20 protein-coding genes are annotated in these 20,051 nt (G+C 57.4%); 11 read left to right on the forward strand and 9 right to left on the reverse strand.

The window, feature by feature from the left end; translation table 11 throughout:
- Window positions 1–255: 255 nt before the first annotated feature.
- The 8 genes from hutW (at window position 256) to RDK48_RS10895 (ending at window position 8,579) form a co-directional block, all read left to right on the forward strand.
- A complete protein-coding gene (gene hutW / locus RDK48_RS10860; RefSeq protein WP_298996980.1) occupies window positions 256–1,674 on the forward strand; it encodes a heme anaerobic degradation radical SAM methyltransferase ChuW/HutW in 1,419 nt (472 codons plus the stop codon).
- The gene (locus RDK48_RS10865) at window positions 1,658–3,766 is read left to right on the forward strand and encodes a TonB-dependent siderophore receptor (RefSeq protein ID WP_298996977.1); all 2,109 of its coding nucleotides are present in this window, start codon (window positions 1,658–1,660) and stop codon (window positions 3,764–3,766) included. The genes hutW and RDK48_RS10865 overlap by 17 nt, the downstream gene beginning before the upstream one ends.
- Window positions 3,767–3,843: 77 nt before the next feature.
- Window positions 3,844–4,389, forward strand: coding sequence for an MptD family putative ECF transporter S component (locus tag RDK48_RS10870; RefSeq protein WP_298996974.1), 546 nt, complete (start codon window positions 3,844–3,846; stop codon window positions 4,387–4,389).
- Window positions 4,367–5,146: an energy-coupling factor transporter transmembrane protein EcfT gene (locus tag RDK48_RS10875; protein WP_298996971.1), complete on the forward strand. Its 780-nt coding sequence runs from the start codon at window positions 4,367–4,369 to the stop codon at window positions 5,144–5,146. The genes RDK48_RS10870 and RDK48_RS10875 overlap by 23 nt, the downstream gene beginning before the upstream one ends.
- Window positions 5,146–6,645, forward strand: coding sequence for an ABC transporter ATP-binding protein (locus RDK48_RS10880; protein WP_298996968.1), 1,500 nt, complete (start codon window positions 5,146–5,148; stop codon window positions 6,643–6,645). The genes RDK48_RS10875 and RDK48_RS10880 overlap by 1 nt, the downstream gene beginning before the upstream one ends.
- 11 nt (window positions 6,646–6,656) lie before the next feature.
- A complete protein-coding gene (gene hutX / locus RDK48_RS10885) occupies window positions 6,657–7,181 on the forward strand; it encodes a heme utilization cystosolic carrier protein HutX (protein WP_298996966.1) in 525 nt (174 codons plus the stop codon).
- Window positions 7,178–7,687: a flavodoxin family protein gene (locus RDK48_RS10890; protein WP_298996964.1), complete on the forward strand. Its 510-nt coding sequence runs from the start codon at window positions 7,178–7,180 to the stop codon at window positions 7,685–7,687. The genes hutX and RDK48_RS10890 overlap by 4 nt, the downstream gene beginning before the upstream one ends.
- A gap of 73 nt (window positions 7,688–7,760) precedes the next feature.
- Window positions 7,761–8,579: a TonB family protein gene (locus tag RDK48_RS10895; protein ID WP_298996961.1), complete on the forward strand. Its 819-nt coding sequence runs from the start codon at window positions 7,761–7,763 to the stop codon at window positions 8,577–8,579.
- A 104-nt stretch (window positions 8,580–8,683) separates the two neighbouring features.
- On the opposite strand, the gene RDK48_RS10900 is transcribed toward RDK48_RS10895, so the two are convergent.
- On the reverse strand, window positions 8,684–9,202 hold the full coding sequence (locus RDK48_RS10900) for a metal-dependent transcriptional regulator (RefSeq protein ID WP_298996958.1): 519 nt from the start codon (window positions 9,200–9,202) through the stop codon (window positions 8,684–8,686).
- 74 nt (window positions 9,203–9,276) lie between these two features.
- Complete coding sequence (locus RDK48_RS10905; RefSeq protein ID WP_298996953.1) at window positions 9,277–10,620, reverse strand: MATE family efflux transporter; 1,344 nt, start codon at window positions 10,618–10,620, stop codon at window positions 9,277–9,279.
- A 180-nt stretch (window positions 10,621–10,800) separates the two neighbouring features.
- Between RDK48_RS10905 and RDK48_RS10910 the strand changes: the two genes are divergently transcribed.
- From RDK48_RS10910 to RDK48_RS10920, 3 genes are all read left to right on the forward strand, one after another.
- Window positions 10,801–11,046 (forward strand): hypothetical protein, encoded by a 246-nt coding sequence (locus RDK48_RS10910; protein ID WP_298996951.1) that lies wholly within the window; start codon window positions 10,801–10,803, stop codon window positions 11,044–11,046.
- A 65-nt stretch (window positions 11,047–11,111) separates the two neighbouring features.
- Window positions 11,112–11,588 (forward strand): GNAT family N-acetyltransferase, encoded by a 477-nt coding sequence (locus RDK48_RS10915; protein ID WP_298996948.1) that lies wholly within the window; start codon window positions 11,112–11,114, stop codon window positions 11,586–11,588.
- A gap of 238 nt (window positions 11,589–11,826) precedes the next feature.
- Complete coding sequence (locus tag RDK48_RS10920) at window positions 11,827–12,309, forward strand: heme-binding protein (RefSeq protein ID WP_298996946.1); 483 nt, start codon at window positions 11,827–11,829, stop codon at window positions 12,307–12,309.
- Between the two features lie 252 nt (window positions 12,310–12,561).
- Here the strand turns inward: RDK48_RS10920 and RDK48_RS10925 are convergent, their stop codons facing one another.
- The 7 genes from RDK48_RS10925 to RDK48_RS10955 form a co-directional block, all read right to left on the reverse strand.
- Window positions 12,562–13,416 (reverse strand): NAD(P)-dependent oxidoreductase, encoded by an 855-nt coding sequence (locus RDK48_RS10925; protein ID WP_298996943.1) that lies wholly within the window; start codon window positions 13,414–13,416, stop codon window positions 12,562–12,564.
- 14 nt (window positions 13,417–13,430) lie between these two features.
- Window positions 13,431–13,988: a DUF4125 family protein gene (locus RDK48_RS10930; protein WP_298996940.1), complete on the reverse strand. Its 558-nt coding sequence runs from the start codon at window positions 13,986–13,988 to the stop codon at window positions 13,431–13,433.
- 18 nt (window positions 13,989–14,006) lie between these two features.
- Window positions 14,007–14,828: a tetratricopeptide repeat protein gene (locus tag RDK48_RS10935; protein ID WP_298996938.1), complete on the reverse strand. Its 822-nt coding sequence runs from the start codon at window positions 14,826–14,828 to the stop codon at window positions 14,007–14,009.
- Between the two features lie 81 nt (window positions 14,829–14,909).
- Complete coding sequence (locus RDK48_RS10940; RefSeq protein ID WP_298996936.1) at window positions 14,910–15,845, reverse strand: DUF4037 domain-containing protein; 936 nt, start codon at window positions 15,843–15,845, stop codon at window positions 14,910–14,912.
- Window positions 15,846–15,959: 114 nt separating this feature from the next.
- Entirely contained in the window at window positions 15,960–17,357 is a 1,398-nt protein-coding gene (locus tag RDK48_RS10945) for a sigma-54-dependent Fis family transcriptional regulator (protein WP_298996933.1), read from the reverse strand.
- 104 nt (window positions 17,358–17,461) lie between these two features.
- A complete protein-coding gene (locus RDK48_RS10950) occupies window positions 17,462–18,841 on the reverse strand; it encodes an MFS transporter (RefSeq protein WP_298996931.1) in 1,380 nt (459 codons plus the stop codon).
- Window positions 18,842–19,022: 181 nt separating this feature from the next.
- Window positions 19,023–19,853 (reverse strand): amidohydrolase family protein, encoded by an 831-nt coding sequence (locus RDK48_RS10955; protein ID WP_022658612.1) that lies wholly within the window; start codon window positions 19,851–19,853, stop codon window positions 19,023–19,025.
- Window positions 19,854–20,051: the final 198 nt, after the last annotated feature.

The following is a 20,051-nucleotide window of genomic DNA, read 5'->3' on the forward strand; positions in this document are numbered from 1 at the left end:
AATGCAAAACGGGTTTTGCGCTTTTCCCCATAAAGTTCCTGAGGGTACTCTGCAAGTAGTGCAGTCAGTCTGTGTATATCTGAACCTTATCGTGGCTCCAAGCAATTTTCTCCACCGCTTTTTCATTGTCATTCCGGCGCTTCTGCGAATTGTTGAGCTTTTTTCAAGTTGGTATTGACATTCTTTTTCAATTTAATTAATTGAAGTTAACAGAATTAGTTAAGACTAACTTTTATTTACACTCGAGGAATATCCATGCAGCCCCAACCTAACCAAAAAATTTACGAAATGCCCGATCCAGGCAAATTATCGACGGCGTCAGGGCGCGCGCCCAAAGACCTCTCCGCTTTTTTTGCCAAAGAAGGCGTATGTGCCCTCTCGCACGCCTTTGACGCCAAAATCGCCATGCACCCCGGCACCGGCGGCAACATGGTTGAGCCGGAAAGCATGCAGAGCCATATGGATCTGCTTTTGGCCTCGCCCCTCAAGGGCAAAACAGTGGCCTACATCCATGTGCCCTTTTGCCAGACGCATTGCCTCTACTGCGGGTTTTACAACAAGGCCTATCACGAAAGCGACAGCCGCCTGTATGCCGACGCCCTGCTGGCGGAGCTGCAAATGTGGCGTGAGCGCAAGGCCGTGCAGGGCACGCCGGTTCACGCTGTGTATTTTGGCGGCGGCACCCCCACAGCCCTTGAAGCGGAAGACCTCAAACGTATTCTTGAAGGAGTGCGCGAGGCGCTGCCGCTTGCCAACGACTGCGAAATTACGGTTGAAGGAAGGCTCACCAATTTCGGGCCTCGCAAAATGGAAGCCTGCCTTGAAGGCGGCGCGAATCGCTTTTCGCTGGGCGTGCAGAGCTTCCATACCTCCATCCGGCAGTCCATGGGGCGGCTTGGATCGCGCGAAGACATGGAGCGCGGCCTTGAGCAGCTTTTGAGCTACGATCAGGCCGCCGTCATTGTTGACCTTATTTACGGTTTCCCCAACCAGACGCTGGAACTCTGGCGCGAAGACATTGCCGTTGCGCAATCCCTCAACCTTGACGGGGCGGACTGCTACCAGCTCAATGTATACCGCCAGACCCCGCTTGGGCGCGGCATCGAACAGGGCAAGATTGCCCCCACGGCGGATATTCCCCTCCAGTCGGCCATGTACGCCGCAGCGGTGGAAGACATGGAAGGGGCCTTCTACCGTCGCCTTTCCCTCAGCCACTGGGCGCGCACCTCGCGCGAGCGCAACCTCTACAATCTGTACGTCAAGGCTTCGGCCAACTGCCTTGCTTTCGGCCCTGGCGCAGGGGGCAATCTGGGCGGGCACTTTTACATGAACAGCAGCAATTACGCAGAATGGCAGCAGGATGTTCGTGACGGACGCAAGCCTCTGGCCTTTGTGCAAAGCCCCCAGCGCCACTACTTCCTCTACAGATCGGTTGCCGAGTGTATGGAGCAGGGCTGGATGGATGTAAAAGGCCTTGAGCGTCGTTTTGCCCTGCCTCTTGGTCAAATATGGGAGCCAGTGCTTGCCCAGTGGCAACGCGCCCAACTGCTTGAATGGCATGATGGCCGGGTGGTGCTCACCCTGGCCGGGCAATTCTGGCAGGTAAACCTCACACAACTTTTACTCAATTTTCTCAAGGCGATGCTGGAGGAAAAGAATGTCGCTGCTGCGTAAATTAAGCGCTCAGGCCCTGCCCTTGGGCCTTGCCGGGCTGCTGCTCTGGGGGGCACCGGCCCCGGCTCAGACCCTTGAGACGGAAACCGTCAAGGTTTCTGCCTCAAGGGTGGAAAAGGAACTGCTCGACGTGCCCATGTCGGTCAGCGTGGTCACCAAGGAACAGATCAAGGAATCGACAGCGACAACTGTCGGCGGCCTTCTGGAAGACGTGCCCGGCGTGCAGGTTGTCAATTCGGGCGCGCAGGGGCTGAAGCGCATATCCCTGCGCGGTGAAAACCCCACCCGCGTGCTTATTCTCATCGACGGGCAAAAAATTGCCGAAAACAAGTCCATGGACGGCACGCCCCTGCTCGTTGACCCGGCGATCATTGAACGCATTGAGGTCATCAAGGGGCCAGCTTCGGTGCTCTACGGCTCCGAAGCGCTGGGCGGCGTTGTAAACATCATCACCAAGAAGGGCGGCACCAAGCCCATCCAGGGGCAGATAACCAGCAGCTACAACGGCTCAACCAAGGGCTTTGACGAAAGCCTGTCCATCTACGGCGCGTACAAGGGGTTCAAGTATCGCGCCACGGGGTTCAACACCTACCAGCACAATCTTTCCACGCCTGACGGCGAGGCCCCGCATTCAAAGTTCAAGGAGCAGTCAGGCTCCGCCTTCCTGAGCTACGACTTCAGCGACAAGTTCACCCTGGGCGGCTCCTACGAACAGTTTTACAGCGATGTCATGGCCGGAACCACGGAAGACAATTCGTTTTACGTTGATATTTCCCCGTGGGAACGCAAAAAAGCCGCCGTCTTCATGGAGGCCAGGAACCTCACGCCCTTCCTGCCCAAGCTGCGGCTGGATGCCTTCTGGCAAAACACCCATAAAAAAATGCTCAACCATGTGGAGGCGAACTCCGGCACAACATCCGTACTCATGAACAACTACGCGGACAACACCAACGAGCAATGGGGCGCGAGCATGCAGAGCGACTGGGCTCTGGGCGAAAGCAACTACCTCATTGCCGGCTATGAATTCAACCGCGATGGGCTGGATGCCGACACCAATACCTATTCCAACATGTCCATTCCCATTAACGCCTTCATGACCAGAAAAATCAATTCCCTCACGCACTACAAGTACGAGGGCTACATGGACACGCATGCCGTGTACGGCCTCATGGAAACCAAGCTGCCGTGGGATTTCACCCTCAACTACGGCGTGCGCCAAACCTGGGTGCGCTCAACCATGAACACCGCACGCGGCGACAAAGCCACAACATCCCAGATGATGGGCCCGCCTACCACCACGTATTCCAATCCCAGCGCTGGCGGCGAGGGCAGCACATGGGAATCGCAGCCGGTATTCAACCTTTCGCTCATGTGGCAGGGAATTGACGACATGACCTTGCGGGCCGGTTTTTCGCAGGGATTCAGGGTGCCCAACCTGCAGGAGAAATATATCATCTCCAGCATGGGCGGCGGCACGGTTGAACCCAACTCCTCACTCAAACCCGAGCACTCCAACAACTGGGAAGTGGGCGCGCGCTACGCGGCTCACGGGCTGGCCCTTGATGCGTCACTTTTCTATACCGTGGCTACGGACTACATTGCCACCGAACAGACCGGCAGCACTACCTACCGCTACCGCAACGTCAGCTCGGCCAAAACCCACGGCATGGAACTGAGCGGCAGCTATGACCTGCCCTTTGGCTTCACCCCCTACGTTTCCGCTACCTGGATGAAGCGCCAATATGACAACGGCGACTACACCACGTGGAAAACCGGCGTTCCGGAATGGACAGGCCGGGCAGGCGTGCGCTCGCTCCACTCCGTCAACGACGACGTGGACATCATCGGCGATGTTTACGCCCGATTTGCCAGCCAGACCCAGACCGAAAGCGGCTCCAGCCGTATCGAATACAAGAACGATGCGTGGACAACGGCCAACGCCATGCTGGGTGTAAAGTTTGGCAAAGAAAAGCAGTACATGGTTGTGGGCGAAGTGCTTAACATTTTTAACCAAAAATACAGTCTTGAACCCAATGCCGCCATTTACGAACCAGGGGTTCACGCCAACATCAAGGTAAGTGTGGAATTTTAAATCAGGTATCCGCCCCTATATTGATATTGAATTTCGTATTCATTTTCTATATAAGGGGCGGATATTGGAGTTGCACCATGAGTGAACTGGTCCATCGATACTGGAGCGCCCACGAGCTCGTTGTCATTGGGGTTTTTGCCGCTGCGGCCAAGGTTTCCACGCTGCTGGTGGCCTTGGCCGGGGGCGGCATGAATCCGGTTTCGCTGCTGCTGAAAAACCTGATCTACACGACCCTGCTGGTGGTAATGCTCTACAGGGTGCGCAAGGCAGGAACCTTGCTGTTGTTCTCGCTGGTCAGCATGCTCGTCAGCGCCCTGTTGCTGGGGGCCAGCATCACCCTGCTGCCCGCGATCTTGCTGGGCGCTCTCATGGCTGAGGCCTCTGTCGCCCTTTGCGGCGGTTACAGCCGGGCATGGGGCCCGGTGCTGGCCGTGGGCGTGTTCGACATTGCGAGCAGGGTCTGTTCGCTGGGAATTTCCTGGTTGTTCATGCGTGAAAACCCTTCCCTGCTCATGGCGGCTGTGCCGGTGGTCATACTGGGGTATCTGGGGGCGGCGGCGGGCCTGTTCACCGGGTACAACGCTGTAAAGGAGCTGCGCCATGCGGGCATTGTTCGACAATAACGCGGCAGACGCCGCAAGCTGGCTGCCCAAGGTGGACGCACGCGCAAAACTGGCCTTGAGCGTGGTGGCGGCAATCGGCTCCCTGGTTGTTTCAAACATTCAGGGGCAGTTGCTGCTTTGCGGATTTTCCATGTGCTACGCGCTTTCTCTGCGCAAACCCAAGGCGCTGCTCTGGGCATATCTTTTCTTTACCCTCATGTGCGGCATGGCAATGGGCTGCATGTGGATCATGGGACAGTTCATGCCGTCGCTCAACAAAGCCGGATTTACAGGGCTTGTTGTTCCCTTTTTGCGTATGCTCACCATGCTGCACGTGGTTTTGCCCATGGCGCTTTCCACTCGTGTGCAGGATCTGCTCAATGCCTTGCGCGGCATGCGGCTGCCATTCTGCATCTATCTGCCCGCGGCGGTTGTAGTGCGCTTTATCCCCACCTTTCTGGCCGATGTGCAGCAGGTCACGGAATCGCTGCGGCTTCGGGGCTACAGACTTTCACCATGGGGTATTACCCGCCATCCGGTGCAGAGCATGCGACTGCTGTTCACTCCCCTGCTGTTCCGCTCGCTGCGCACATCAGAAGATCTTGGCATCGCGGCGGAGCTCAAGGGACTGGGCTACGGCAAAACCATGACCCCCTACAAAACTTGCCATTGGGCCCTGCGCGACACGCTGCTGCTGATTGCGGCCTGTGCAGTGCTGACGGCGGCTCTGACTCTGCAAATGCACCTGGGCGGAACCAGCCTTGGAGGAATGCGCTAATGCTGCGTTGTGAAAATGTCACCTACATCTATCCGCACCAGCTAGCCCCTGCCGTGCGCGACCTAAGCCTTGCGGTAGAGCCGGGCGAACTCGTGCTCTGCACCGGCGCAAGCGGATGCGGCAAATCCACACTTATCCGGCTGCTCAACGGCCTGTGCCCCCATTATTTCAGCGGTACCCTGCAAGGCCGGGTGCTGGTCAACGGCACGCCCACTACGGAGCAGACCCCGCCCCAGCTTGCCCGTCAGGCCGGAACCCTGTTTCAGGACCCCGAGCAGCAGTTTTTTGCCCTTAATGTTGAAGACGAGCTTTCGTTTGCTCTGGAATGGCAAGGCCTTAGCATTGAAACCATGCGTCATGCCGTTGCCGGGGCCGTCAGGCAGTTTGGTCTGGAGGAAATTTGCCGGTCATCCATACATCAGCTTTCTGAAGGCCAAAAGCAAAAGGTCGGCCTGGCCTCCCTGTGGACCCAGCGCCCGCACGCTCTTGTGCTGGACGAACCCACGGCCAACCTTGATCCGGAATCCACGGCCGAACTGGCCCTCAAGCTGGCCCAGCTCAAGGAGCGCGGCATGGCGATTCTGGTGGTTGACCACAGGCTCTACTGGCTGGCTGACGTGGTGGACAGGGTTGTTGTGATGCGCGAGGGACGCATTGAGGCGGAGGGCGACTTTGCCATGCTGCACGATGCGGAACTGCGGCGGCGCTTCGGCCTGCGCGAGGCTCGCGTTCCCGATGCGCGCCGCACCCTGCCCGGCTGCACCAGCGCCCACGGGCTGATACAAGCCCGCAACCTCACCCATGCGCACAAGGGCCGCAAACCCCTCTACGAAGACGTCAATTTTGATCTGCCCGGCGGCGTCACTGCCATCATCGGGCACAATGGAGCGGGCAAAACCACTTTGGCCCGGATTCTTGCAGGTCTCGACCAGCAGCAGAACGGTGAAATCCTCATTCGCGACCAACAGTGCGATGCAAAACAGCGCATGCGCCACAGCGGTCTGGTGTTGCAGAATGCCGACCATCAACTGCACATGCGCACCGTGGAGCAGGAGGTGCAGACCTGTCTGGAGCTGGCCGGGCAAAAGGACCCCGAGCATGTGCGCATGCTGCTTGAAGAATTCGGCCTGCTGCATCTCGCTGGGCGGCATCCGCAGTCGCTTTCCGGTGGGGAAAAGCAACGTCTGGTCGTTGCCTGCGCTCTGGCCAAACGCCCTTCCCTGCTCATTCTGGACGAACCGACCAGCGGCCTTGACGGGGCCAACATGAACAGGCTTGCAGCCGCTATTGAGCGGCAGGCCCATCAGGAACGCAGCGTGCTGCTTATCACGCATGATCTGGAGCTGCTGGCTGGCATGGGGCGGCAGGCGCTGCGCTTGCCGCTGGTCAGCCCCGGGCAAATCGACCCCCCGCTGACGGAAACACCTGCCCGCAAGCAGCACGGCAATACCCCGAGCATCACCGACCAGCACAAAAACTCCACCGCTCAGGCGGTGTAAAGGAAGCTGCCATGACAACGGCAAACGACGATACACTGGCAGACAAAGTAGCGGCCCTACTGGCCGAGAAAAAAATGGTCATGCTGGACACGCTGGCGCAGACCTGCGGCGTCAGCGAACTTCAGGCGGCAGAAGCCCTGCCCCAACCCATGCGAGCCTTTGCCTCAGCGGCGGACTTTGACGCCATATGGGCCGACCTTACAGCCTGGGAATCCGCCACGTTCATCATGCGCCACGGTGGAAGCGTGGTGGAGATCAAGGGGCAGATCCCTGCGGGCAAGCACGGGGGCGGCTATTTCAACCTTGATCACGGCTGCCCTCTGGGCGGGCACGTTTGCAGCAACAACATTGCCCACATGGCTTTTTTGTCCCTGCCTTTCATGGGGTTGGAAAGTCACAGCATCCAGTTTTTTGATGCAGCGGGCGCGGTTGTGTTTTCCATCTACGTAGGGCGCGAAAACCGCGCGCTCATCCCCTCGGTAAAAGAACGCTTTCTGGCGCTGCGCACGGCGCTGGGCAAGGAGAATATGCAATGAAAACTCTGGTGGTCTACTCCTCCCGCACGGGTAATACGGAAAAGGTGGCCCGTGCCGTGGCTGAGGGCCTGCAAGACTGCGACATTTGCCCTGTAAAGGATGCCCCAAACCCTAGCGGCTATGACTTTGTGGCCGTGGGCTACTGGGTGGACAAAGGCATGCCCGATGCCGATGCCAAACGATATATTGAGAGCATCGAAAACTGCACCGTGGCCCTGTTCGGCACCCTTGGGGCATGGCCTGACTCGGAACACGCCGCTGACTGCAAAAAAAAGGGAGAAGCTCTGCTCAATGAGCCGCAACGCGGCAACAGGGTTTTGGGGTCATTCCTGTGTCAGGGACGCGTTGACCCGGCAGTGGTGGCCATGATGCAGAAAATGGCCGACAACGCCCACCCCATGACGGACGAACGCCGCGCCCGCCTTGAAGAAGCCGCCAAGCATCCCGATGAGGAAGACTGCCGACAGGCGCGGGAATACATCACGGCCCTTGCTGCCACGGTATAACAGAACAGGCCCGCCTGCGGCGGTGCCGCAAAGCCCTGCCGCAGGCGACCTTGCACGCATGGAGGTCAACATCATGAAAAAACTGTCAGTCTTGCCCGGTCTGTGTTCAGGATCAACCCTGGCTTCGCTGACGTTGCACGGTGGCCTTATCGCCCTTGCCCTGCTGTTGGGTGGACAGGCCTCCTTGCCGCAGGAAAAAGTCTATCGGGTGTCGCTTGCGCAGATGGCAGCCAGCGTTCGCCCCGCTGCTGCCCCAGGCCTGCCGGATGGGGGCGCGGCAGCTCCGGCGAGGGCTATCACGCCGCAAGAGGTGATAAAGACGCAGGAAAAACAGCAGCCTCAGCCGCCGCAACCTGTGAACAACATGGCGCAGGCGTCTGAAAAAACGGTTTCGCCAGTCAAAAAAAAGACCAGCATGAGCAAGCCCCAGCAACAAGACATACAGCGGGCCGCATCGGTCAAACCTGTGCAAACTGCTGCTGCCGTGCAGATGCCGCAGCAAAACGCCGCAGAGACTCCCCCCGGCGCAGGGGCTGAGGCGCAGGCCAGGGGCGTTATAGACGGCAAGGGAACCGCAGGGCATGGAAAAAACGGCGCGGAATCAGGCGGCGCAGCCAGCCCAAGCGTGCTGCACAAACTGCTGGGGGCCATAGAACAGTATAAAAACTACCCCAAGCACGCACGGCGCACCGGAGCCGAGGGCACAGCCATTCTGCTGGTGCAGGTGGGCAACGATGGCAAGGTCACTGGCTCCTCGCTGCACAGGGGCAGCGGCCACGGCGTGCTGGATTCAGCCACGGAACAGTTGGGTACAAGGCTTGCCGGTCTGGATACCGGAGTTCGCGGCAGCAGCTTTAGCGTGCGGGTGCCTGTGGAATATTCGCTCCACTAGAGCGGATTGGCCGAAAGTGCCCCCGCATGCGCTGATGGCGCGAAAACCCGCCCTGTTGACGCATGCAAAAATGCCTGCACGGCGCATCGATTTGGGCCTGTCGGTCAGTCTTTTACAAACTCTTTGCGATGCACGATTGCTGGTGGCGCCTTGGGGCTTGCCGCATGTTGCTTTGTGGCGTGTTCTTCGCGCAGGGTTTCTGTTTTTTGCTGCCAATGCTCCCACTCGCTCTGCGTATGGTGCATGTACAGCACAAACTGGCGCCAGCGCAGCATTACATCCTCAGGGATGACGTGTTCCAGCTCACAGGCCACACTTGCGGCTCTGTCTTCTGAAAGTTGCAGTACATTCTGAAAAAAATCTTTCAGCACCATGTTGCGGTGCGCCAGTTCCTGCCCGGCACGAAGCCCTTTTTCGGTCAGATTTACAAGGCTGTACGGGGCGTAGGTCACGTAGCCGCGCTTTGCCAGCTCGCGCAGGGCGTTGGTCACAGAGGGGCGGGCAACTCCGGCGGCATCGGCAATGTCGCTGGGCCTACAGGCCCCGGCGGCAAATTCCTGCCTGAAAATAATGGCGAGATAATTTTCCAGCGCTGGCGAAAGCTGCTTTTCGTCTTCGGGCATTGGGGGCGGCTCCTTGATATACCTCTGTCTAACATTCTTTGAATGCTGTTAACTTGTAGGGTATATCAAAGAGATCACAGGCTACCAAGCCATTTTTTTTGCCTGTACAGGTACAGCAGGCACAGGGTTCCGGTTGCTTCGGCGCAGGCCATGGACACAAAGATGCCCGTGGCTCCACAATGCAGCAGATAGGTCAGGGCATAGGACAGAGGTACGCAGATGCCCCAGCGGGTCAGGGCAGTAATGCGGCTGGTAAGGCGCGTGGCCCCTGCGCCATCCAGCACTGCCTGCAACAGCATGCCCACTACTTCCAGCGGCAGTTTTGCGCAGGCGACCAGCAGAAAAATCCCTGCCACCGTTACGGCGGCCTGGTCATGGGTGAACCAGCGCGCAATGGCGTGTCGGCTCAAGAACAGTGCCGCTGCCGCCACAATGGCGATCATGGCCACCTGCCGGGCATAGTGCAGACCCATGCCGTAGCATTCAGCCTTGCGCCGTGCGCCCAGCAAATGCCCTGTCATGATGGCAAGGGTCATACCCATCGCCGCCACAGGTAAATACAGCATGCTGATAACCCGCATGCCGAGCGTCATCCCCGCCAGAGTTTCCGCAGCATTGCCGGGCATGTTTGCAACACAGGCCAGCAAGGCCATGCTGCCGCTCTGCCCTGCCAGACTGCCCAAGGCGGCGGGAATGCCAATGCGCCACAACCTCGGCAGCGCGGCCCTGTTCCACCGCCAGCTTGCAAAGGATGACCGGCTGATGATTCCCCGCCGCGCCGCCAGAGCAATACTGCAGGCAAAGCCCAGCACAGACGAGGCAACGGTTGACCACGCCACCCCGGCATAGCCCAACTGGGGCAGCCCCCAGCGGCCCAGCCCGTAGCCCACGCTGCCCATATAATTGACCAGCGCCACCAAGCATAACGTGGCAAAGGGCAGCCACACCATTTTGTGCGCGCGAAATGTGGAATTGAGAATTATCATGCTGTAATAAAACGGCAATTGCAGGGCATAGGCTTGGGCAAACAGGGAGGCGGCAGGGGCAAGCTCCGGAGAAGACAAACCATTCAGGGGCACGAGCCGCAACGCCAGAAGGGCCAGAGCAGCAACACAGCTTCCGGCAAGCAGCGATATGCAGAGAACCAGCCCGGCATAGCGCCGAGCACGCAAAAAAAGCCCAGCCCCCACAGCGCGGCTGACAGTAGCCATGCATCCGCTGGCAACCATGGATGTGACAAGCATGAGAAAGGCGAAAACCTGAGAGATACCGCCAAGCACCGCGAGGATTCGGCCATCAATCTGACCGCATACCCACAGGTCGGTCATGGAAACCGCCAGATGGCACAGCATGAGGCCCATCTGCGGAACAGTGAGCTTCAGGACTTCCCACGTTGTGACGGGCAATGATTGGGACATGCCCCGACATTGGCGTAAAAAATTATTTAAGTCAAATAAAGTTAGTTAAGATTAACAAAGTTTGTAGAGCTGAAATCAAGAAACAGTTTCCAAAAAAATGAAACCAAGCGCAGGCTTAAGAATTACTTGTTGATATACATAATTTTTTGCAATACGCATAATTATACAAGGATGGATAATATGCTTATAATACGAGCCGCAACAATACTTTTTGGTGCTATTTTGGGCTATTACGCCGTAATTTTTATCCGCAAGTACAGATTGAACCTGAAAACAATTTCTGAACTAAGACGAATAAACCTCTACCTTGACCTGGAAATTGAAGACTTGAGAGCAGAGCTAAAGAAATATAAAAAAGACGAACCTGAAATCTGCCTTGAAGAAACAAATGATACGCACTGTAGCGATGAAAAATCTGTTGGATAGATTCAGACAGAGGTTAGTAATCAATTTTTATTTTCTGGAATGATGCACAATGAGAAATAATTGCAATGATAAAGTTTATAATAAAATCACTTTGCATTCAGGATGTTCTCGCACTGCTCGAGGGCAAGATTTCATTAAGCCAGATAGACTGTGCCGAATATCTGCTTCCGCATATTGTTCTTCAGGCGGCACTTGATGCCCTTGGACGAGGGACAGACTGGTTTTGGTGCGCGCCGAGGCTCTTCATAGATGCCATTACAGGACAAACATTGGGCACTGCCTCGTTTCTGACCACAAACGATCCTAGTGTTCTTGAAATCGGGTATGGCACAGCAACAGAATTTCAGGGAATGGGGATTGCCTCACGCGGACTTGCATTGATGCTGGCTGAGGCGCAGGCCCATAATTCCACCATGCGCTATATGTCCAAAACAGCCACTAACAACCGAGCCTCGCAGCGCGTGCTTGAAAAAAACGGCTTTACCCCCTACGCCAAAACCATAGATGCCGAAGACGGCGAGCTTGTTCTCTGGAGCAGATAGCTGCGCTGTCACCTCCAATCAGAAACACAGCGCGGCATTTTCGGCGTGTCGGACGGAACGGCCCTATCAAGGCAAACCACAGGCAGGCAATCCGCAGCCCGTTTAGCCACAAAAACGACATTGTTCTTTTTTACACAAAGAGCTATCCTCAAGCATCAGGAGCCAAACCCGCAGTGACGGTTTCGCCCCCACCACGGTTGAAATTCTGTTTCCTTAACATCAACTAAGGAGTAGCACCGTGCGCCGTATCCTGCCTCTTTTTCTTGTCCTTTTACTTGTTGCCTTCAACGCTTACGCCGCAGCACCCGCTAAGCAGCTTCCTGGCGATCTTACCCTGGCCGAAGCGCAGACAGTGCTCAACACTGCTCTGGCTTTCTCTGTAAAACAGGGCATCCCCATGAACATTGCCGTTGTGGATGCCGGGGGCAACCTCAAAGCCTTTGTCCGTGAGGATGGGGCCTTTATTGGCAGCATCGATATTTCACAAAAAAAGGCCATAACGGCCCGCTATTTCAATATGTCCACTGCCCAGCTTGGCGCTGCCTCCCAGCCGGGTAAGGAACTTTATGGCATTGAAGTCACCAACAGGGGTCTTGTGATCTTTGGCGGCGGCGAACTGCTGATCCGCAATGGCGTCATTGTCGGGGCCATCGGCGTGAGCGGCGGCAGCGTGGCTGAAGACACCGCCGTTTCCAAGGCTGGCGCGGCGGCGCTCAAGTAAACCAACACAAAAGGCATCAAGCCCACACAAAGCATATTATGGGGCCTCCCGCACGTTTTCTGCACAGAACCCGCGCGGCAAGCCCAAAAAAACAGCCCCCATCAGGCAAAAACAGGTACTCCTTCCGGTATACTCTGCCCGCCTGATGGGGGTTCTTTTATTGAATTTTATGACTTGCCGCTGTTTGCCAGCGCATTTGTGCGAGCTGAAAATACTTGCCAGTCCGACAATATAATTATGCTGAATCAGCCCCTAAACTTCGTGCACCGCTGCGCAGTCCTTCTTGCCCAGCCCCGCAGCCTCGCCACGGCCGAACCGGGCAAAAACCATATCCAGCAGGGGCACATCCACATTCATGCCGTGGGCCATACCGCAGCCAAGGCGCAGATCTTTGAGGGCAAGTTCCAGCGCGAACCTCGGGGGATCATACTCCCCTTGGGCCATGGATTTTCCCCTGGTATCAAGCTGAAAACTTTGCGCGCCAGTTTCGCCAAGCAGTTGCAGCAGCAGATTTTTTTCCACCCCGGCGGCCTCGCCTATGCGCAGCCCCTCGCTCAAAACAGCAAGATTTGCCATGCCCACAAGATTGCTGACCAGCTTGACCGCGCAGGCAGCTTCCACCGTGCCCACATTGTTGAACACGCCAAGAATCGGCCAGACTTCGGCCAGCCCGGCAATGGCCTGCTGGTCGCCGCCCACAAAGAGCGGGGCTTCGCCGCGTTCCGCATGGGCTGGCGTTTTGCCAAGGGTGCATTGAATGTAGGCAATACCCTGCCTGTCTGCGGCTTCGGCAAGGGCAAAGGCAGTATGGGAATCGATGGTCGAAAGTTCCACATGCACGGAACCGGGCTGCATGTGCGCGTACAGGCCATCCGTGCCGAGCGCTTTTTCCGTCAGATGTTCCGGCAGGGCCAGGCAGGTGAATACGACTTTGCAGGGAGCCATGTCCGCCATACTCATGGCGGGTACGCCGCTTTTTCCGGCGGCAAGGGTTTTATCCCTCCCCTCGGCACTGCGGTTGTAAACGTGCACGGTTTTGCCCGCGCGGATAAGATTGCGCGCCAGCGGCCCGCCCATTGCGCCTACACCGATAAAACCAAATTCCATATCTCGCGCCCCTGCTATTTGCCCTGTGCTGCGGCTTCGCAGGCTTCAATGCCGCCCTTGCCCAGCAGGCGCATCAAAAAATCGTGCCGTTCCACCACAAGGTTGCGGCCTTGCTGGCGCGCGCGGCGCACCTGCGCGGCGTAGAGTTCCAGCGTTCTGTCCGAAAGAGTTTCAAGCTCGCAGCGCAGGTAACGGCGAAACATACCCTGACCGTTGCTTTTTATGACGTGCGGATAGCGCGTCTGAGCCTCATGCAGAAAGGCCTCTTCGGCATCGGCGATTTCATCCAGTAGCGGGCTTGTGCTAAGGGGCGGCAAACGGTCGTCCATGCGGGCGTATTTTTCAACCATAAGATTGCGGCTGTTCACTTCCGCCTGCCGCAAATCGGCAAGGTACGAATCCAGCACGGCATCTTCGTGCGCGGAATGGGCCATTTTGCGCATGGCGCGAAAGGTGTCTGGCCGGGTCTGGCATTCTGAAACGCCGCCCTCGTTGTTGGTGGCCAAAAACATGGCAAGCTCGCGTTCAATGATCTCGGCAAGTGCTGCTTCCCGATCAAAATTTTCCTGCATAGCCTATACTCCTTCAGCTCAGGCCGTGGGGGCCACAGCCGCTCTGGCCTGATGGCAGATTTCAAGATTCTTTTTGTAGCCCTGCGCTTCTGCGCCCATGCCAAGACCAAGGCGGTCGTACATGCTCACAGAATCCTGCAAAGTCGCGGCGGCCTCGTCCCACTGCCCGGCAGAGGCCAGCGCCACGCCAAGATTACCCAGAGAAAAAGCCGTTTCCTCGTGCTCGCCCAACAGTTCCCGCCGCAAAGCCACGGCCTGACGGTGCAGGGCGATGCCTTCGGCAAGCTGCCCGCGTTCTTCGCAGATGCGCCCAAGGTTATTGAGGCAAACGCCCAGTTGCGGCACGCAGAAACCCTGTTTTTCCCAGATTTCCTTTGCGCTGAGCATAAGGGATTCCGCCCGGTCAAAATCGCGCTTGCGATAATAGGCGGAGGAAAGACGCAACTGCGCTTCCGCAACCTGGGGGGAATCCGACCCGCAGGCCTCAATGGTAAGCCGCAGGGCTTCACGCCCAAGATCAAGGCTTTCTTCAACCTTTTCAAGCCCAAGCAGTGCATGGGCAAGGTTCTGCATGGCCCCGAGGGTCATGGGCGCTGTGGGGCCCATGGTGGCGCGCAACAGGGCAAGGCTTTCCTGCAGGGCCTGAACGGCGGCATCCGGGCGCTGCAGGGCAAAGTTGGCGCGGCCCATGCCGTCCAGCGCCAGAGCGCGGCAGAGATCATCGCCGGGATAGCGCGCAACAAGCGCTTCCAGCGCTTCAATACACCTTTGCGGTTGGCCCTGCTTCATCAGATCAAGGGCGGGGCGCAGTTCATCAAGCCATTGGCGTTGTGCGGCCATCGGCAACTCCTCATGGAATAGGTGCTCGACAGAGTAAAAAGGCTTTCTAATGCAGCCAGAGGCAAGGGCTGCGGGGCAAGATCAGCCTTGCAGCATATCCATATGCAGCAGGGCTGGCTCTTCCACATGCCGCAGAATCTGCGGCCCATGCTCCCAGAGCCAGTTGCCGGATGCGCGGCTCAGGTCCACAGCGCGTAGATGCGCCGCCGCCATGCCGCAAAATTCTTCCACCGCCGCAACAATCTGCGCTCCGTGCTCCTGATTGGCCGGGGTCTGCGCCACAAGGCTCAATGCGCGCGCCAGTTGCGGGCCGAGCACGGGCAAAGTTACGGCCAGCTTTCCGGCCCATTTGTAAAAGGGCATGTAACGGCGGTTGCACAAAAAGACGAAGGAAAGCGCCGCCTCCGCAAAGCGCGCCGTTGTTAGCATGACCGCCACAGAATCATTGCGCTTGAGGCTGCGGGGCAGATTGTATTGCCCGGCCTGCGCCATGATCATGCAACGGGCAGCCATTTTTTTGAGCAGCACATCACGCGGATAGCACGCCAGCAGGGCATCGCGCCGCCGCGTAAATTCCCCGCCCCGGTCTTCAAAAACCTGACCGTTGGTGCAGGCCGCAAGCTGATGTTCGGGGATGGCAAGCCACTGCTGCCAGGTGGCGGGCACGTCATCCAGCCCGGTAAAAAAGGCATAAAAATCTTCAATGGGCAGCGGCCCTACCCTTCCCTGCCTGCGCTCAGGCGCAAGCCTGCTTTCAAAGCCCTGAAACTCGCGGGGCAAGCGGGCAAAAGCAGCCTCTATGCGCGGCAGTTCTGCCCGCAGAATCTGGCGCGGCAACCAGAGGCAAAAGGCCGGGCCAAAATCGTGATCCTGGGATTCCGCATCGTCGCAGCCAAAGCATTCCGAGCCTTCGCCCACCAGACCAGCGGCGGCCACGTCCATAATGTCGGGAATCTCCGCCCGCAAAGCGGGAAGGCAGGCCGCATAAAATTCACGCGCAAGGTTCAGACCCTTCATGCATACTCCAGAATATTCAGTCGCGCTGCGATGGCGCAGATTGCAACAGCCGCCGCTGCAAAAGCCCACGGCAAACAATGCCGCCCAGGTGGATTGATCTGGCTGGCGCAGCCGCTAACCATGCTTGATGGCTTCAATTTCCTTAACTTTGCGAAATATGGTGCTGCGGTCCATCTGAAACTGGCGCGAAAGCTCGCTGATGGAGCCATAGCGCTGCATGCCCTTTTCGATGACCGCAGTTTCCACTTCCTTCATGATGCTTTTGAGCGAGCGGCCTTCAATGGAGGGCAAGGCGTAGCGCCCTTCGCCGGATTCGCACGGCGGCAAGGGGCGGATGCCCGCCAGATCGCGCACGCCCACAAGCCCATGCTTGCAGGTCACCACCAGCCCCTGCACGAGGTTTTCCAGCTCGCGCACATTGCCCGGCCATGTGTGGTTCTGCAGCACCTGCTTGGCCTCGTCAGAAAGATTGACGGACTTGCGATACTTTTTGCCGTAAAAGGTAAAAAAGCTCTGCGCCAACGGCAGAATATCCACGCGGCGCGAGCGCAGGGGCGGGATGTTCAGCACCGCCACCTTGAGGCGGTAATAAAGGTCGGAGCGGAACGTGCCCTTGGCGACCTCGCGCTCCAGCTCCTTGTTGGTGGCGGCCACAACGCGCACATCCACCTTTTTGGGCACTGTGGCGCCCACGCGCAGCACTTCCCAATCCTGTAGCACCCGCAGCAGGCGCGACTGCATGGTCATGGGCAGTTCGCCAATTTCATCAAGAAACAGGGTGCCGCCCGAGGCCGCCTCCACAAGCCCGGCCTTGCCATGCTTGCTTGCGCCGGAAAAACTGCCGGGAACATAGCCGAACAGTTCCGTTTCTATCAGGTTTTCAGGGATGCTGCCGCAGTCCACCTTGATAAAGGGCGCATCGGCCCTCAGGCTGTTGCGGTGGATGTGCCGGGCCACAACGTCCTTGCCAACGCCGGTTTCACCCAGCAGCAACACGGTTGCGTCCGTTTCTGCAATGGCGCAGGCTTCGGCGTACAGGCGCTGCATGACAGGGCTTTGCACCACGCGCGGGTACTGGTTGCCCGTGACGCCTTCACTGCTGAGATTCTGAAAAGTTTCAAGCAGTTCGCGCTGCGCGGTAATTTCCTCGCGCAGTTCGGTCAGCGCCGTGATATCGCGGATAACCGTTACCACATAGGCAACCTTGCCCGAGGCGTCCTTTACAGGATGCCCGTCAAGCAGCAGGGTGCGCCCGTTGTAGAGGTTCTGTACACTTGAGACCTTTTGCCCGGTTTCCACAATGCGCGGATTAAGCACAACGTCAAAAATGCCGTTCTGCACCATGTCCTGAATGCGGCTCCCCACCATCTTTTCACGGGAAATACCAGTCAGTTCCGCATGGCGCTTGTTCACGAGCGTAACAATGCCTTCCCGGTCAGTAACGCAGATAGCGTCCCGGAAGGTATCGCAAAGTTGTTCTACATAGTCTGCTAGCATGTGGGGATTGTACATGCATTATCTCCCAGGGCGCAAGTATGCTCCCACGCCCGGTTTACGGGCATGGGAGCAAATGAAAGGCGCTGCCGTCCGGCAAAAGCCGACAGCGTGTTCCATTGTTAGAACCCTTCGGCGCTGGTGGCTTCTACCATTGCGGTCTTAGGGGTTTGGGTAACAGTCTTGCTGGCCTGGGCATTGCGGCGGGCGCGGGCCATGCGGCTGAGCCACAGGGTAGAAAGCGCGCTGAGCACGCCAATGCCGGCCAGATAGCCGCAGAGGTACCAGGGCGCGCCGTCGGCCATGCCGGTAAGCATGGCGGCGACCATGGGGGTCAGACCCGAGGCAAAGATGGCGGTGAACTGATAAACAAAGGAGATGCCGGAGTAACGCACCGAAGCGTCAAAGCTTTCAGAAAACACGCTGGACATGGTGCCGAACACGGCGGCGTGCAGGATGCCGAAAGGCAGTGCCAGGGCAAGCACCACGCACAGGTAGTTGCCGGAGAAGTTATGCAGCACCCAGAAGGCCGGAAAGCTGGAGATACCGAGCAGCACAGCGCACACGCCGTAAATTTTGGCTTTGCCGTGCTTGTCGGCCATATGGCCCCAGAAGGGGATAAAGCAGGACATGACGAGAGAAGAAATCATCACGGCGGTCAGGGCTGCGGAGCGGCCAATGCCGTGCTGCTGCGTAAGATAGGTGAGCGAATACACGCCAAAGACGTTGAAGGACACGCCATCGATAAAGCGTGCGCCCATGCAGGCCAGCATCATCTTGGGGTAACGCTTGAAGGCGTCCAGCAGGGGATACTTGGCTTCAGGCATCTTCTCCTTGGCTTCAGAAAAGTCCTTGGTTTCCTGCACGGTGCTGCGCATGTAGCCGCCAACGGCAAGCAGCACGGCAGAAAGCAGGAAGGCAACGCGCCAGCCCCAGTTAAGGAAGGCTTCGTCAGTAAGAACAACAGAGAAGAAGCCCACAATGCCCGAGGCAAGCAACAGACCAAGCGACATGCCGATCTGCGGCAGGCTGGCGTAAAAGGCGCGCTTGTCTGCCGGTGCGGATTCATAAGACATGAGCACCGCGCCGCCCCACTCGCCGCCAAGGCCGATGCCCTGGGCAAGACGGCAGACGATCAGCAGGATAGGCGCCCAGATGCCAATGGTGTGGTAGGTGGGGATAAGGCCGATGCAAACCGTGGCGATACCCATGATTTCCAGGGTCAGGATGAGCATTTTTTTACGGCCCAGCTTGTCGCCAAAATGGCCAAAAATCACGCCGCCCAAAGGCCGCGCCACAAAGCCGACCGCAAACGTGGCAAAAGCAAGCATAGTGCCTATACGCGCGTCAAAATCAGGGAAATACAGCTTGTTGAAGAAAAGCCCGGCCACAACGCCGTACAGGAAGAAGTCGTACCATTCGATGACGGCGCCGATGATGGACGAAGCCACAACGCGGCGCAGATTCTTCTTCTGGTCGTGAGTCATTTGTTCGCTATGCATGGTTTTCCTTTGATCCTTTTGCCTGGATGTTCATACTGGCCTTTGCGCCAAAGCGCTAGCGCCCGGGGGGAACATTCCCTGAAGCCACTTCGTTTATTCACTACCAGGACACGAAACCGATTCGCTCCCGGTCAAAACTCGCTGGGCAGATGCGCAGCCTCGCGGCTTGCGCCTGCAATCATTAAAGATTGAGCAGACGCGCCGCGTTGTTGTACATGACGTTTTCAAGCGTTTCCGGCGTAAAGGGGAGTCGCTTGTACAGCTCGATCTGCTCCTGAAAATCCATAAATGGCGCCGCGCTGGCAAAGAGCACCTTGTCGCCGATGAGGGTATTGGCGGCCTTGATGTAGCCTTCGGAAAAAGGCTGTTCCTCGTATTCCGCAAGGTCGATGTACACGTTGCGGTTACGGTGCACGGTCATGATGACCTCGCTCACCCAGGGGTAGCAGCCGTGGCTGATAACAATCTTGAGCTTGGGGAAATCGGCGGCTATGCGGTCGATGTGCCGGGGGTGGGCATCATCCATCACCGCACCGTCCACCAGAGTGGCGGGGCCGGTTGTGATGACGATGGGCACGTCAAGTTCGCAGCATTTGGCGTAGATGGGATAATACCTGGCATGGCTGGCAGGGATGCGCGCAAGATACGGGTCAATGGCCGCGCCGCGCATGCCCTTGTTCACCATGTTTGTAAGCTCTGCTGTGGCGTCCATGCCCTTGTGGGGATCAAGACCGGCAAAGCCGATGAACTTGTCCGGGTACTGGCGCATGAGCTCAAGAATACCGGGATTGGCGGATCCAAGACCATAGGTGGTTTCAGCATCACGCCCTGTCACAACCCCTTTGACCACGCCCTGCTTTTCCATGTCGGCAACGATCTTTTCAATGGGCTCTGGCTTGGCCCGGTCAGCGTATTTGAAAAGTTCAAACATGCCGCCGAACACTTTGTTGGAAAGCATTCCCTTAACGGCGTCAGGGGTGCTGGGGCGAAAACGGAAATCAATGATGTTCATGAAACATTCCTTTAGGAATAAAAATTGTGCCTCGCGGCTATGCATCCCTAAAGGCAAGAAGCGTGCCTATTGTGAAATTGAGTGCAAAAACAAGCCTCCTAATAGTGATAACAATAGATATCATTAAAAAATATCTATAATATCGTTATGTTATAAAAAATATGGCGGGGAAATATATTTCTGAAAAACTTCCCCGGT

Source organism: uncultured Desulfovibrio sp. (genome assembly GCF_902477725.1).
Lineage (GTDB): Bacteria > Desulfobacterota > Desulfovibrionia > Desulfovibrionales > Desulfovibrionaceae > Desulfovibrio.

Coding starts and splice junctions, on each gene's coding strand:
- hutW (WP_298996980.1), top strand. CDS start 256: ATGCAGCCCCAACCTAACCAAAAAATTTACGAAATGCCCGATCCAGGC.
- RDK48_RS10865 (WP_298996977.1), top strand. CDS start 1,658: ATGTCGCTGCTGCGTAAATTAAGCGCTCAGGCCCTGCCCTTGGGCCTT.
- RDK48_RS10870 (WP_298996974.1), top strand. CDS start 3,844: ATGAGTGAACTGGTCCATCGATACTGGAGCGCCCACGAGCTCGTTGTC.
- RDK48_RS10875 (WP_298996971.1), top strand. CDS start 4,367: ATGCGGGCATTGTTCGACAATAACGCGGCAGACGCCGCAAGCTGGCTG.
- RDK48_RS10880 (WP_298996968.1), top strand. CDS start 5,146: ATGCTGCGTTGTGAAAATGTCACCTACATCTATCCGCACCAGCTAGCC.
- hutX (WP_298996966.1), top strand. CDS start 6,657: ATGACAACGGCAAACGACGATACACTGGCAGACAAAGTAGCGGCCCTA.
- RDK48_RS10890 (WP_298996964.1), top strand. CDS start 7,178: ATGAAAACTCTGGTGGTCTACTCCTCCCGCACGGGTAATACGGAAAAG.
- RDK48_RS10895 (WP_298996961.1), top strand. CDS start 7,761: ATGAAAAAACTGTCAGTCTTGCCCGGTCTGTGTTCAGGATCAACCCTG.
- RDK48_RS10900 (WP_298996958.1), bottom strand. CDS start 9,202: ATGCCCGAAGACGAAAAGCAGCTTTCGCCAGCGCTGGAAAATTATCTC.
- RDK48_RS10905 (WP_298996953.1), bottom strand. CDS start 10,620: ATGTCCCAATCATTGCCCGTCACAACGTGGGAAGTCCTGAAGCTCACT.
- RDK48_RS10910 (WP_298996951.1), top strand. CDS start 10,801: ATGCTTATAATACGAGCCGCAACAATACTTTTTGGTGCTATTTTGGGC.
- RDK48_RS10915 (WP_298996948.1), top strand. CDS start 11,112: ATGATAAAGTTTATAATAAAATCACTTTGCATTCAGGATGTTCTCGCA.
- RDK48_RS10925 (WP_298996943.1), bottom strand. CDS start 13,416: ATGGAATTTGGTTTTATCGGTGTAGGCGCAATGGGCGGGCCGCTGGCG.
- RDK48_RS10930 (WP_298996940.1), bottom strand. CDS start 13,988: ATGCAGGAAAATTTTGATCGGGAAGCAGCACTTGCCGAGATCATTGAA.
- RDK48_RS10935 (WP_298996938.1), bottom strand. CDS start 14,828: ATGGCCGCACAACGCCAATGGCTTGATGAACTGCGCCCCGCCCTTGAT.
- RDK48_RS10940 (WP_298996936.1), bottom strand. CDS start 15,845: ATGAAGGGTCTGAACCTTGCGCGTGAATTTTATGCGGCCTGCCTTCCC.
- RDK48_RS10945 (WP_298996933.1), bottom strand. CDS start 17,357: ATGTACAATCCCCACATGCTAGCAGACTATGTAGAACAACTTTGCGAT.
- RDK48_RS10950 (WP_298996931.1), bottom strand. CDS start 18,841: ATGCATAGCGAACAAATGACTCACGACCAGAAGAAGAATCTGCGCCGC.
- RDK48_RS10955 (WP_022658612.1), bottom strand. CDS start 19,853: ATGAACATCATTGATTTCCGTTTTCGCCCCAGCACCCCTGACGCCGTT.